This is a genomic window from Paenibacillus sp. IITD108 (genome assembly GCF_036541265.1).
Lineage (GTDB): Bacteria > Bacillota > Bacilli > Paenibacillales > Paenibacillaceae > Pristimantibacillus.
The window spans coordinates 24076-37370 of the sequence record NZ_JAZHCT010000011.1 but is presented as its reverse complement, the minus strand read 5'-3'; the positions used below and the strand labels follow the sequence as shown (position 1 = coordinate 37370).

Annotated in this window: 15 protein-coding genes; 12 read left to right on the top strand and 3 right to left on the bottom strand. The window is 40.6% G+C overall.

Annotated elements, in window-relative coordinates:
* Positions 1-27 precede the first annotated feature (27 nt).
* The 4 genes from V1L65_RS11960 (at position 28) to V1L65_RS11945 (ending at position 2717) form a co-directional block, all read left to right on the top strand.
* On the top strand, positions 28-204 hold the full coding sequence (locus tag V1L65_RS11960; RefSeq protein WP_331699376.1) for a hypothetical protein: 177 nt from the start codon (positions 28-30) through the stop codon (positions 202-204).
* A gap of 8 nt (positions 205-212) precedes the next feature.
* Positions 213-401, top strand: coding sequence for an S-layer homology domain-containing protein (locus V1L65_RS11955; RefSeq protein ID WP_331699375.1), 189 nt, complete (start codon positions 213-215; stop codon positions 399-401).
* 280 nt (positions 402-681) lie between these two features.
* Entirely contained in the window at positions 682-1551 is an 870-nt protein-coding gene (locus tag V1L65_RS11950; protein ID WP_331699374.1) for a protein kinase domain-containing protein, read from the top strand.
* Positions 1552-1739: 188 nt separating this feature from the next.
* A complete protein-coding gene (locus V1L65_RS11945; RefSeq protein ID WP_331699373.1) occupies positions 1740-2717 on the top strand; it encodes a hypothetical protein in 978 nt (325 codons plus the stop codon).
* Between the two features lie 156 nt (positions 2718-2873).
* Here V1L65_RS11945 and V1L65_RS11940 read toward each other — a convergent pair whose 3' ends face one another.
* Positions 2874-3296: a DUF1259 domain-containing protein gene (locus V1L65_RS11940; RefSeq protein ID WP_331699372.1), complete on the bottom strand. Its 423-nt coding sequence runs from the start codon at positions 3294-3296 to the stop codon at positions 2874-2876.
* 49 nt (positions 3297-3345) lie between these two features.
* Complete coding sequence (locus V1L65_RS11935) at positions 3346-3768, bottom strand: DUF1259 domain-containing protein (protein WP_331699371.1); 423 nt, start codon at positions 3766-3768, stop codon at positions 3346-3348.
* Positions 3769-4084: 316 nt separating this feature from the next.
* On the opposite strand from V1L65_RS11935, the gene V1L65_RS11930 reads away from it, so the two are divergent.
* The 4 genes from V1L65_RS11930 (at position 4085) to V1L65_RS11915 (ending at position 8754) form a co-directional block, all read left to right on the top strand.
* Positions 4085-4471 carry a hypothetical protein gene (locus V1L65_RS11930; protein ID WP_331699370.1) on the top strand — a complete coding sequence of 129 codons (387 nt, stop codon included), beginning with the start codon at positions 4085-4087 and terminating at the stop codon, positions 4469-4471.
* Between the two features lie 246 nt (positions 4472-4717).
* Complete coding sequence (locus V1L65_RS11925) at positions 4718-6016, top strand: aminotransferase class I/II-fold pyridoxal phosphate-dependent enzyme (RefSeq protein ID WP_331699369.1); 1299 nt, start codon at positions 4718-4720, stop codon at positions 6014-6016.
* A gap of 321 nt (positions 6017-6337) precedes the next feature.
* Positions 6338-7993 (top strand): RNA polymerase recycling motor HelD, encoded by a 1656-nt coding sequence (gene helD / locus V1L65_RS11920; RefSeq protein WP_331699368.1) that lies wholly within the window; start codon positions 6338-6340, stop codon positions 7991-7993.
* Entirely contained in the window at positions 7984-8754 is a 771-nt protein-coding gene (locus tag V1L65_RS11915) for an ATP-binding domain-containing protein (RefSeq protein ID WP_331699367.1), read from the top strand. Before helD ends, V1L65_RS11915 begins: the two co-directional genes overlap by 10 nt.
* 141 nt (positions 8755-8895) lie before the next feature.
* Here the strand turns inward: V1L65_RS11915 and V1L65_RS11910 are convergent, their stop codons facing one another.
* Positions 8896-9270, bottom strand: coding sequence for a hypothetical protein (locus V1L65_RS11910; protein WP_331699366.1), 375 nt, complete (start codon positions 9268-9270; stop codon positions 8896-8898).
* 343 nt (positions 9271-9613) lie between these two features.
* On the opposite strand from V1L65_RS11910, the gene V1L65_RS11905 reads away from it, so the two are divergent.
* The 4 genes from V1L65_RS11905 (at position 9614) to V1L65_RS11890 (ending at position 13271) form a co-directional block, all read left to right on the top strand.
* Positions 9614-9793 carry a hypothetical protein gene (locus tag V1L65_RS11905; RefSeq protein WP_331699365.1) on the top strand — a complete coding sequence of 60 codons (180 nt, stop codon included), beginning with the start codon at positions 9614-9616 and terminating at the stop codon, positions 9791-9793.
* A 93-nt stretch (positions 9794-9886) separates the two neighbouring features.
* A complete protein-coding gene (locus V1L65_RS11900) occupies positions 9887-10540 on the top strand; it encodes a class I SAM-dependent methyltransferase (protein ID WP_331699364.1) in 654 nt (217 codons plus the stop codon).
* Positions 10541-10675: 135 nt separating this feature from the next.
* Positions 10676-11650 (top strand): cation diffusion facilitator family transporter, encoded by a 975-nt coding sequence (locus V1L65_RS11895; protein WP_331699363.1) that lies wholly within the window; start codon positions 10676-10678, stop codon positions 11648-11650.
* A 394-nt stretch (positions 11651-12044) separates the two neighbouring features.
* Positions 12045-13271, top strand: coding sequence for a bis-aminopropyl spermidine synthase family protein (locus V1L65_RS11890; protein ID WP_331699362.1), 1227 nt, complete (start codon positions 12045-12047; stop codon positions 13269-13271).
* The last annotated feature ends 24 nt before the right edge of the window (positions 13272-13295 follow it).

The window sequence follows — 13295 nt, the reverse complement described above, 5'->3', positions numbered from 1 at the left end:
AAATATCAAAATCTGATGCTAATAAATATGATTAAGCCGGAAGTGGGCAATGCTGAGCTCAAATTCAGCGATATGGACAAGGTTGGCGAATGGGCGGAACAAGCGCTTGCACAAGCTGTTCATTTAGGTATCGAACATTCTGGCCGGATAAGCAGATTACACGTGCGGAAATGGCAGTTATACTTGCAAGAGCTCTTGATCTAGACCTTGATATGCTCAGAACAACTAACTTTAATGATGATGCAGCTATTCTGCAATGGGCGAAGGGAGCAGTAGAAGCGCTTCGCGAGAAAGGCATCTTAAGCGGTAAAAGCGGTAATAATTATGCGCCTGATCAAGTTGCTACACGAGCAGAAGTCGTGGCAGTGTTACTACGAATTTTAATACAGCAGAAAAGTTAATTAATGATTGAATTGCAGTTCATCATGGAAAGGGGCCGCAGATATGTTTATCTGACGGCCCCTTTTTCAACTTGCCAATACTTCGGGTTTACTTTAAATGAATGAAATCTTCAGTGTTGCAAATAACTTTTATCAGGTGGATAATTGTGGTATCAGAGTGTAAGGAGTGATGTTTTATGGAAAAAAATCCAAACGCTAATAGGGCAAATCATATTCAGGGGATAACATATAAAATAGCCCTTTAAACTATGTGATTCCCCAAAATTAAGGGGACGATTTAATGAATCAATTGCCGGTAAGGCACATAATTGACAATGTTTCGTTTGATCTTCAGGAGCAGCACGATTTTACATGGCTTCAATCACTTGGAACCGTTTTTTGCGTGTTTGATCAGCAAGATTCCGGTAATATCAGCTTTGGAATAGAAAATAACGGCATTAAGCATTTTGTTAAATATGCGGGTTGCAGACCATTAGCGTTTTCTGGCGAACCTATTGACGCGATTTCAAGATTATCGACTGCCATTTCGTTATATAAGACCTTGAAACATCCTTATTTAATTAATCTCATTAATCATTTTGAGTCAAATAATGGCTATGCCGCTATATTTGAGTGGTTTAAAGGAGAATGTCTGCATTCACACTGGTTGTTTGCAGGTAAAGCTAAACAGACGCATCCTCAGTCGCCATTCTACAAATTTAAACAGTTATCCGTTGAAAAAAGACTGCAAGCACTTAATACCATATATGAATTTCACAAATTTGTTGAGTCACAAGGGTACGTAGCAGTTGATTTTTATGATGGCAGTATTCTGTATGATTTTTCAACGGATGTAACCAAGATCTGTGATATCGATTTTTATAGGCCAGCTCCTTCTGTAAATGATATGGGAGAGAATTTTTGGGGAGCAAGACGTTTTAAATCTCCAGAAGAATTTATATTAGGTGCACCTATTGATGCGAAAACAAATGTTTTTACAATGGGGGCAATTGCATTTGGGCTGCTTGGAGGCGAAATGGATCATTCGTTTTCAAAATGGGAAGCGAATAAATCACTTTATGAAGTTGCTTTGCGTGCAGTTAGTAAGGAACGAGAACGACGCTATATAACTGTCAGTGAATTCAAAAAGGCTTGGGATTCGAAAAAGTGATATATACGAAGTACAAATTCTTCTCATCTGTTAATAGAAAATTTTAGAGGACAGTGCTTATTATCCTTTAAGTCCGGTGCTACACCGGACTTTTAGTGGTCTTCATAAATACGGTTCATGATTGTCGCCTAAACGCTGCCTGCTGAATATATCTGAAATATAAGATGATTCAAGAGAGGATGTTGGCCGTGCAAACTGTTCCTCATGATCACGTTCAGGGAAGGATTGCCTATACGTCGGATATCGGCGGAACGTTTGACATTTGGTTGTACCGACCGCTGGAAGGTCAAATTTTTCAACTATCAAAGGGGCTTGGTGCAGAATTTTCCGTTCCCTATTGGTCTTCGGACAATAGAAGAATCGCATTCATCGGCAATGGCAACGTGGTAAACCTTCTGGATACTGTCACTCTGGCCGTTGCAAGGATTGACCAAATTGAACCCTATACGCTGCTTAATTGGTCTCCGGACAGCCGGTATCTTGCGTATGTTAAAAACGCGCAGATTATCGTTTATGATACATTCACACATGACAGCCATGCTATCCCTGAACCGGGTGCTAGCGACGTTCAATGGTTCCCTTCGGGTACAGAACTTCTGTTCGCCGCTCCTGATTCCGCCGGCATCTCTCAGCTCTTCCGTATCCGGGCTAATGGCACAATCCGGAGACAAATCACACAAAATACGGACGGACCGTTACATGACATTCGCATTTCACCGGACGGAATCTTTGCACTCTATACGCACCCCGGTGTAAGCATCTCCATCATTTCTACGGTGAATTTGGCTACAGGCACCATTTATACGCTTGAAAGCGGACCTCAAGCCAAAAACTATTTTCCTGTATGGTCTCCTGACTCCCGGAGCATCGCCTACAGCGCAACCGCCTATAAAGAGCCGAACTATTATTCACTCATTCAAATTGATAGCCGCACCGGTCAGAATCAAAAAACATTGGCGTCTTCCGATTGTTTCGCTACTCCCGTCAGCTGGTCTCCAGATGGTGCGAAAATTGCTTTTTTATCGGGTTGTGAAGGTACAGGAAGTGCAAATCAGCTAAGTATTGTCGATATTATGGGACAGATACCAGTGAACGCCATTCGTACAGGCAGGATTACTGCCCTGCAGTGGTCTCCGCCAATCAGATTCGCAACTGCCACACCCTAAACTTAAAGTAACTACACTGTACTTTGCAAAGAAACAGCCGTAGTAAGTCTGAAGTATTATTCACGCTTATTACGGCAGTAACTTTGCTAAGAGTATTAATACTGTGTTATCGGACTGTGGAAATTACACCGCTGAACATAATTGACAATGTTATCATCAACCCAAGAAGGCAATGGAACGTTTTACTTTTCTTGCGAAATCAACGGGATTATCAATTGACTCCCAATGGACATACATCAGGCGAGGTTTCTCAAACAACCAGTGATTATGAACTGCGGTGACTTTAATCCCGTTCTTGCGGAGATTTGACAGCAATCGGTTGACTTGGCTTTGAAATAAAGCTGTTTCCCCCAGACAGAGCGCTCGTCCCGATTTGTCCAACGATTCAAACGAAAAAAGTTGATAGCGAACTAAGGGAGAGGTGGTACGTCGTCCTAAAATTGTTGCGTTTATTATTCTATTTCGACTAACAAAACAAACTGGCCCAGCAGTTATTTCATGTTCAGTTCCACCTAAAATGGAAGAAAATTGATTACATAACCTTTTAAATCTAGGACTCGCATTTACTCGTGCCGCCATAAGAAATCATCCTTTCATGATAGAAAAATAAATTCGCTTTGCTCAAAAATTAACCCAAAAATGAAATAGATTCTTTTGTTCTTCTTGCAAATACAATTGGGTCCATGATAGCTTCCCAGTGCATATACATTAAGCGGGGCCTTTCTTTTAGCCAGTGATTATGAACGGCTGTCACTTTTATGCCGCGTTTACGGAGATTTGAAATCAATCGATTCACTTGATTTTGGTGTACTGCTGTCTCACCCAAACAAAGCGCACGGCCTGAGCTATCAAGAGATTCGAACGAGAACATTTGCATTTGAACCAAAGGCGAACGTGTTCTTCTTCCTAATATTGTCTCCCTTAAATTTGTCATTCGCGTAACAAAACAAACCGGACCCGCTTCAATCTCCGATTCACCACCCAGGATGTTACCGAATTGAGTACAAAGTCTTTTAAATCTAGGACTTACTTTCATCATTTTTTGTGTCATAGATTGCTCCTCCTTTTTTGGCTTTCTAAATAGATTATGATCTTTGTAGAAAAATGTTTTAGGCGATTCAATTAATGTCACTAAAAACTATCCATTTAGATCACCCTCTATACTGGGGGCCATTACAACTCATAGCACCCTTGGAAAAGAAGGAGTTTTTTGATTCATTCAATAATAGTATCAGGGATATTATGGTATAATATAGGAATTCTAAGGAAGTATTTTTCATCAAGGATTGCATCTTGGTGCAGTTCCGTCTATTAATTGGCCAGTGAAGCATGATATATAAGAGAACTTTGTAAAGGTGTGTTGAACGGTGATTACTATATATGAGGAACAGCGAAAAGGAGCCATAGCGGATACAATTGAGCATTCTCACGCATCGCTAGAAAAGAGTCTTGAGGTCATCGGACGGATGGACGGTGTCACGTGCAGTCAGGTGACAGTTCAGTACATGGGTAACATGTTCATAGTTGGCGGAGGCAATCAAGAGTTTATTGTTACAGTCGAGTCAAGTGCCGCTATTCATAACCTTCTCAACTCAATGGAGGAAGAAGATGAGTTCGTTGAGATTACTGTAGGCGGACAAGCCTGTGAATTTCCCCAGAAGTACATTGTCAGTCTTGAGCAAGTTGAGTCTGCGCTCCGACAACTATTAATTGATACACCTACTGAATTGCATTGGGAGATGATTGAAAAATAGTAGATTAAATTGTTTTGCATGGTTATCTTAATTCCGGGGCATTATTCCAGCTTATACGATTGCAGCATGTCCTAAGCCCAACATTTTAGTACAACATGGATTAGAGAAATCCGAGCAAATGCCAATTTGCTAGATGGATTAAAAGTAACAACAAACCGTTCGGCGGTAAATGATCAGTGATAACAGTCAGTCAAATTGAAGAAATATGGTATAATTTCTGAAACGCATTTGTAGGAGAGTGGAGAAGTGAAGAAACACAGCTCTTTTTTTGATTTAAGTACAAATGAATTAAACGATCTCTATCAAGAATTACATGAAAAATATAATAAGTATAAGGAAATGAATCTGAAATTAGATATGTCCAGGGGTAAACCTTGTCCAGAGCAGCTCGAGCTTTCTATGGAAATGCTGGATATGCTTAAATCTGAGGATCAGTTAAAAGCTGGGGATAACACAGACTGCCGAAATTATGGGGGAGTTGATGGAATTCCCGAAGCGAAGGAATTGTTTTCACAAATGCTTGGCGTGAGTACAAAGGAAATGATTATAGGTGGTAATTCAAGCTTGAATATGATGCACGATACTATATCGAGAGCGATGCTTCTTGGTGTCGGTGCAGATGAATTGCCATGGGGAAGGCTCCCCAAAGTTAAATTTCTTTGCCCAAGTCCCGGTTATGACAGGCATTTTGCGATATGCGAGCTTTTGAACATTGAAATGGTAACAATAGATATGAATCAAGATGGTCCGAATATGGATATCGTTGAAAAGCTTGTAAGTGAAGATGATTCTATTAAAGGGATATGGTGCGTTCCTAAATATAGCAATCCTGATGGCATCACATACTCGGATGAAGTAGTTGACAGGCTGGCCTGTATGGAGACAAAAGCAAAGGATTTCCGAATTTTTTGGGACGATGCTTACACTGTTCATCATTTGTCGGATAAGCCTGATCAGTTGAAAAATATTTTAACAACTTGCAAATCTGCAGGAAACCGTGATCGGGTTTATATGTTCAGCTCAACTTCCAAAATTACGTTTCCTGGTTCAGGTGTCGCGATGCTGGCATCCAGCGAATATAATGTGAATGTAATAAAAAAACAGCTTGGAGTTCAAACAATTGGTCCTGATAAGATAAACCAGCTTCGGCATGTTCTTTTTTTGAAAAATATGGATAACGTAAAAATTCATATGAGGAAACAAGCGGCAATTATCAAACCAAAATTTGATCTGGTTTTGAATCATCTTGAGACAGATTTAGGCGACAAAAAAATTGCCATGTGGAATAAGCCAAATGGCGGCTATTTCATTAGTCTTAATACGATGGACGGTTGTGCTAAAGAAATAGTAAATATGGCTGGAAAAATTGGCGTCACATTAACGAACGCAGGTGCTACATATCCTTATGGAAAAGATCCCAGAGATAGGAATATACGAATAGCTCCTACATTCCCTTCAATTCGCGAACTCAAAACAGCAATTGAGGTGTTAAGTGTCTGTATTCAATTAACTAGTATACAAAAGATTTTGGCTGACAGGGATTAAAGCGTTGAGAAATAGACGGCGGTCGCATTCAATAAGTTATTAAAAAAAAGATGACCTTGTCGAATATAAAAGGTCATCTTTTCTAATATTAATTCCAAATTCAATTGTTAAATCGTCCATAATCCAGCTAAGTGTTGTGCTCTGACAGAGAGTACTAAAAAGGCATTGAACGAAAAATAACGCTATGATATAATCAATAGCGGTATTGATATATTAATGTGAAATTGTATTTATCATTACTCCTAATTTGATTATACATCTGGAATATTGATTTGTCAATACTCTCTTTTACTTGGAAAACAGAATAAGGAGAGTGGAGAAATGGAAAACAACGATTGGCGACTAGAACAGGAACGACTGGAAAAAATCAAAAATAAACTGCGAACGAGAATTGCCAAGCTGGAGCCGGAGGTTGCCGGATTATGGGATCAGGCTACAGAAATTCGCAGGCGGTTTTGGGAAGAAGTGACGATAAACACAAGCACAGATGAAGATTTCGAAGAAACTTTTCACACGATTAACCAGCAGTCCGCTTTATTGGCTGAAAGAGAACGCGGACATAAACTGTTGGCACAGCAATGGAAAAACTTAAATCGTTTACTGCCATCCCCTTATTTCGGGCGAATCGACTTTCAAGAGGATGGACTGGACCTCGATGAACAGATCTATATCGGAGTATCTTCTTTCATAGAAGAAGATGGCTTGAACTTTCTCATCTATGACTGGCGAACGCCAATTGCAAGTTTGTATTACGATTGTTCTCCTGGATTGGCGTCATATATCACGCCTGCAGGACAAATCGAAGGGAAGATGAAGCTAAAACGGCAATTTCAGATTCGAAACGGACAAATTCTCAATATGTTTGACGCAAGCGATACGATTGGAGACGAAATTCTGCAGCAAATGCTTGGGAAAAGCGCCAATTCACAAATGAAGAGCATCGTGGCAACGATCCAAAAGGAACAAAACACCATTATACGAAATGACAAAAGCCGGATGCTTATTGTACAAGGAGCGGCAGGCAGTGGCAAAACTTCCGTAGCATTACAGCGTGTGGCATATTTGCTGTATAAACACAGACAAACGATAAAAGCCGATCAAATCGTTCTTTTTTCGCCGAATCCGATATTTTCCAGTTATATCTCCTCTGTTCTTCCCGAACTGGGTGAAGAAAATATGCAGCAGACGACTTTTCAAGAATATCTCGATTATTGGTTAGGCTTCTCGCTACGGCCAGAGGATCCTTTCGATCAAATTGAATATGTACTCACTGCACAAGGAGAATCCGGATATGAAGCTCGTCTTCAAGGAATCGAATATAAATCTTCTGAAGCATTCTTGCAAGCTTTACAGAACTATGGAAAGTGGCTGGGAAAGGAAGGCATGCGATTCAACAGTATCCGGTTTAGAGAACGTGATTTAATTACCGCAGAACGAATGGAAGAGAAGTTTTATAGTTATAACCGTTCACTGCCGTTGTACAATCGAATTGCCCTATTGCAAGAATGGCTTCTGGAACAACTAGCAGCACTGGAGCGCTCGGAACGGAATGCGCTTTGGGTAGAGAAAAAGTTGGATTATCTGGATACTGAACAGTATGCGGAAGTCTTTGGAATGCTGCATAAGGATAGAGAGGTATTTGACGTTGCTGAACAATACGCCATAGTTCGCGAGAAAATGACCAGTAAGCGCAGGGAGGATGAAGGCGACTTTCAATTCGCTCAGAAAGAGGAAGAACTGCTTCGTCGCAGGATTGTGAAAGATTACTTTAAACCGCTGAGAAAAATAGTGAAGAAGTTCTCTTTTATAGATACGATATGCATATACAGTCAATTGTTTACGGTAGAAGCCTTTTATCGGGAGAAGACGAAAGAAAATTCGTCCCTTCGTTGTGGGCGGAAATATGTATGCAAACCAAAGAGGCAATGCTGCGTAACGAGTTATTCTACGAGGATGCTACGCCATATTTGTATTTAAAGGAGCTAATTGAAGGTGCTCGTGTAAACACAGCAATACGATATGTTTTTGTTGATGAAGGGCAGGATTATTCACCGTTTCAATACGAATATCTAAAAAAACTGTTCCCGCGCGCCCGGATGACGGTACTCGGTGATTTCGGGCAAGCCATTTTTATGCAGTCCACAAATTTGGACTCATCTAATTCACCGCTGATCAGTCTATTTGGTCAAGCAGAAACAAGCGTTTTTCGCCTGTTACGCAGTTATCGTTCAACTAAAGAGATTGTTGAATTTACGAAGTCAATGCTCCCGGGCGGGGAAGAAATTGTACCCTTTGAAAGAAGGGACAGAAAACCAATTCTCACGAGACTGAATAACGAAGAAAAGCGTAATGCGCAAATACTGGCAGATATTGCGAAGCTGAGAGCCGAGGGCTTTGAATCCATCGCCATTGTTACAAAAAGCGCTTCAGAAAATCGTGAGGTCTATAACTCATTAAAAACTTTCGAAAGAGAAGATTTGCAGCTTATTACAAAGGAAACGTTAGGCTTTAAGAAAGGAGTGGTGATCATTCCTGTGTACCTTGCGAAAGGTGTCGAGTTCGATGCAGTTTTGGTTTATGATGCATCGTCCAAAACTTATGGGCAGGACAACGAGCTCAAGCTTCTATATACCTCATGCACGCGAGCCATGCATCGGCTTCAATTATATACGACGAGCGATTGGTCGCCATTCTTGCAGACATTGCCAGCGTATTCGTACGAGAAATCATCTTTATGACGGACGGAACGAGAGCGATGACGACGCAATAAGCCGTATAAATATGCGGTGGGTTGATAATATAACCCCTTCCTTTGTTATTATAGGATGGGGTTTTATTGCTATTGTGACGTACCGTTGCTTAATTGAGGCTAAAAAACGCTACAGTGCGCCAGCTTCGTCTACGATTGCTTGTGCTTTGTCGAAGTCATCTTCCGCCACAATGGCTGTCAATAGAATGTCTCTGCCGCTAACCATATTCTCTCTTTCCCCAGAGCTCATTCCGCTAGCACTGACACTTGCGGCTGCTAATATACCTGCATCACGGTTTATAAAATCACCTCCCAGCGTTAGATCTCCGAGACTGCGGAAATCACCGGATATGGGATTCATGATTCCTTCGACCCCATCGCCGGGATAGCCATCAAAACGGTCGATTGAGGAATCGATTAGATGCAGACTTTTTAATTTATCCAACGCCTGTTCAGCTTGCTCTGGAGTCTTGAAGTAAGCTAGGATAGCTTTTTCTTTCATCATTATAGCCTCCTTTTTTGATTTACCTAGCTAGTTTGACCTAGAAGAATACCGGCTATTCAAGTCATTAGATTTATTAGAACAAACACAGCATCAAATTAAGGATTTGCCCGAATTATAAATTTAAAATAATCTATTAGCGATGTGAAATCAACAATTCATCGTACAAAAATAGAAATGAAATTTTTACTGCAAGAAGCAAAGCTGCCGTAGTAGATACCCTGCCTAGATAAATTCCAATCTGTGCATATAAACAGATTGTGTGGACAAAATATTTTTAGCTAACTGCAGCTAAGGACGTTGTTAGTAAAAATATTTGTATATCTAGAAGGGGAGGAATCAATAAATGTCGAATAAAAAGAGCTATTATGCATTCGAGGATCATTCTGGCACCATAATTGAATTTCAAGCTACCAGTTTACAACAGGCTATGCTGATTAAAAAGAAACGGGCTCATGAACTTGGGATTCCTAAAGAGGCATTCGAGCTTACGAGCATTCGCAAGAAACCAACCCAGAGCGCATAGCCCTAAAGCATAATTGTGTCGACAGACAACAACATTTTCTCTTTAGAAACGCGTAACTACGCGTTTTTTATTTAGATTTAAAGGAGCTGGAAGATGACAGAATTTTGGGAAGCAAGCTTTATAGAAAATCAATTGATGTGGGGATTTGAACCTTCCGATTCAGCAATTGTGACAAAGGACTTTTTTGTTGAGCAGAAGGTTAAAAATATATTGATACCTGGTATTGGATATGGCAGAAATGCAAAGGTGTTTATTGACAACGGCATAAAAGTAACAGGGATAGAGATTTCAAAAACAGCGATTGATTTGGCAAAACAGAAAGGGCTTACTATTAGTATTTTTCATGGTTCAGTCACTGATATGCCATTTGATAACAATCTATATGACGGTATATTTTGTTATGCACTAATTCATTTATTAAATAAACAGGAGAGAGAAAAGTTTATTGAAGATTGCTATAATCAGTTGAAGCCAAACGGATATATGATTTTTACTACTATCTCAACAAATGCCCCTATGTTCGGGAAAGGCAGGCAACTCGGCAATAACTATTTCGAGATCATGGAAGGATTAAAAATGTTTTTTTACGATTCTGACTCGATAAGGGAAGAGTTTGGAAAATACGGATTAATAGAATTCTCAGAAATTGTTGAGCCGCATAAGAACATGGAAAACAAACCTCCGTTTACATTCAACATAATAAAATGCAGAAAGATAACAAATGATTACCAATCAAACCTTGACTGACTTCACGCGATCAAGGTTTTTTCTTTGGATGGGGATACCTGTTGCCAGTTGACACTTATATTCGACAATGTATATAATAGCCATAAGAACATATGAACAATTGCTCATATATTAAAATGAAGGGGAGGGCATTATATGTCTGGACACAACCACGGGCACAATCACGATCATGGACACAGTCATGCTCACACTAATAACAAAAAAATACTTCTGATCTCATTCATCATCATTACATTCTATATGATTATAGAAGCTGTTGGAGGATTCATTACGAATAGCCTGGCTTTGCTTTCCGATGCGGGACACATGCTGTCTGACTCCATTGCTTTAGGTATTGCGATGATGGCATTCACTTTCGGAGAAAAAGCGGTGAATATGGGAAAAACGTATGGTTACAGACGTTTTGAAATTTTAGCAGCTACCCTTAACGGCATCACATTAATTGGGATCTCCGTCTACATTTTTTACGAAGCGATAGATCGTTTTTCAAACCCGCCGGAGGTCGCTACAACAGGTATGCTAGTTATTAGCTCTATTGGTCTGCTTGTTAACGTACTGGTCGCATGGATTATGATGCGTGGAAGTGATACTGAGCATAACTTAAATATGCGTGGCGCTTACTTGCACGTAATTAGCGATATGCTGGGTTCTGTTGGCGCGATTGCTGCTGCTTTACTAATGATGTTCTTTGGCTGGGGATGGGCAGACCCGCTTGCTAGCGTTATTGTCGCAGCGCTTGTTTTGCGCAGCGGTTACTACGTCACTAAATCGTCTTTGCATGTCTTGATGGAAGGCGCACCGAAAAGCATAAAATTAAATGAAATTGTTAATATGATGCAGCAAGTAGAAGGGGTGAACGGGGTCCACGATGTCCATATTTGGTCAATTACAAGCAGTCTAAATGCACTTACAGCTCATATAGTAGTCGAAGGAAACAAAACCGTTCATGAAGCAGAAGCAATCCTGCGAAAAATTGAACATCTTTTAGAGCATGAGGGAATTCAGCATGTGACTTTGCAAATGGAATCGGAAGAGCATATTCATGGAAATTCGATACTTTGTTCTATCAAAGCTAGTTTGGCGGCCGCACATGCTCATCATCACCATTGATTGTAAGCTCAACAATATCCAAACGATTTGACTATAGATATTGCGTATAGTATTATGAAGTCATTATTACTTAGGAGAGATGTTGATGTCGGCGGTAGTTCTTAACTAACCAAATTCCATAATTTGAAGTTTTCAACAGTCCATATGACCAATTGCTGAAATGGCAAGGTATATTTTTTATGGGCATATTGAATGCTTCGGAATTAGTTAAGAACAACGGATATTAATCAGGGCCTTAGTACTGCCTTTTTTATGCACCCACAATCCGTGCTGTGTTCAGCTCGGATTTTTTTGTTTCTTTGTGGTGTTTATCTTGGCAGGTCAAAAAAGGGCAGGGATGACGTATGTTCATTCCTGCCCTTTTTGTATTTTCAAAAAAAACGGGAGGGATTAAGTGAATTACATTGAACAAGCTAGTAAACATATTCGTCTGCAAGAAGGGATACAGGCTATTGAGCAGTTGCTCCTCGAATGTTATTTGAAACCTGGAATTTCAACGAAAGAATTGGCACGCAAAACACTGCTTCCGACTCCAGTGGCTGCGGCAATAAAACGGGAATTGATTAAAGCAGGCGCACTTCTGCAGGACCGCGGAGTCCGCTGTACAAAAGGCGGACTTACATGGGTTGAGCGGAATTGGGGATACCGCGGTTTGGATCATTCCCTATACCACGAATTGTTTGATGAAACAAAATGGATGGAGAGTATCAAAGATGTGTTAATTATATTGGAGGAACTTTTAGCGCTTAGACCGTCAGCGGATGTTCAGATTGATCAATCCAAATGTACGCCGGAAACTAGCCTGCGCCGGGCTATCCTTTGTTTGAAGCAGCATGCATTGATAGGAAAGAAGATTTTATGTGTTGGAGACGATGACATGGTAAGTGTGTCTATTGGTCTGCTGCTGCAGCGATTATTTCCAGATGGCGGGCACACCGTTACGCATGTGGATGTTCTTGATACCGACCCAAGGTTCTTAAGTTACATCGAAAAGATTGCAAATGAGCGAAAACTGCCAATTGTATGCCACCGGCTTGATTTGAGGGAGCCTCTTCCAGAAAATCTGCACAAACAGTATGATTGTTTCTTTACGGACCCGCCCTATACACTTCAGGGTATGAGTTTATTCGTATCGCGAGGTATACAGGCGTTAAAGAGGGAAAAGGGACTGCCGATCTTTCTGTCTTTTGCACATAAATCACCACCGCTGATGCTTGCTATGCAGCGTGAATTTGTCTGCATGGGACTGACTGTAAGCGCTAATTTCCCTCAATTCAACACGTACGAAGGCGCAGAAATGATCGCCAATAGGAGCCAGATGTTCATTTTACGGACAACGGATCAATCGAAACCGGAATATCCGGAGAAATTCACGGACGCCTTGTATACAGGCGAGGTGAAACGAACGCTGCGCACTTACCGATGCAAACAATGCTCAAAAGATGTGTATGTCGGAATGAATGGAGAGTTTGTAACCATAGAGCAGCTTAAAAATGAAGGATGCACAGGCTGCGGGTATGACAGGTTTGAGATGGTCGATAAAAGACAGGTAACTGCAGATAGGTATGATAAGAGCAACTTACCTATGAACTCAACAGCGGATGCAAGGAATGATGTATAATACTAGTAGAAAATGGAGAAGGAT

Coding starts and splice junctions, on each gene's coding strand:
- V1L65_RS11895 (WP_331699363.1), top strand. CDS start 10,676: ATGTCTGGACACAACCACGGGCACAATCACGATCATGGACACAGTCAT.
- V1L65_RS11960 (WP_331699376.1), top strand. CDS start 28: ATGATTAAGCCGGAAGTGGGCAATGCTGAGCTCAAATTCAGCGATATG.
- V1L65_RS11910 (WP_331699366.1), bottom strand. CDS start 9,270: ATGATGAAAGAAAAAGCTATCCTAGCTTACTTCAAGACTCCAGAGCAA.
- V1L65_RS11950 (WP_331699374.1), top strand. CDS start 682: ATGAATCAATTGCCGGTAAGGCACATAATTGACAATGTTTCGTTTGAT.
- V1L65_RS11905 (WP_331699365.1), top strand. CDS start 9,614: ATGTCGAATAAAAAGAGCTATTATGCATTCGAGGATCATTCTGGCACC.
- V1L65_RS11900 (WP_331699364.1), top strand. CDS start 9,887: ATGACAGAATTTTGGGAAGCAAGCTTTATAGAAAATCAATTGATGTGG.
- V1L65_RS11940 (WP_331699372.1), bottom strand. CDS start 3,296: ATGGCGGCACGAGTAAATGCGAGTCCTAGATTTAAAAGGTTATGTAAT.
- V1L65_RS11955 (WP_331699375.1), top strand. CDS start 213: ATGCTCAGAACAACTAACTTTAATGATGATGCAGCTATTCTGCAATGG.
- helD (WP_331699368.1), top strand. CDS start 6,338: ATGGAAAACAACGATTGGCGACTAGAACAGGAACGACTGGAAAAAATC.
- V1L65_RS11935 (WP_331699371.1), bottom strand. CDS start 3,768: ATGACACAAAAAATGATGAAAGTAAGTCCTAGATTTAAAAGACTTTGT.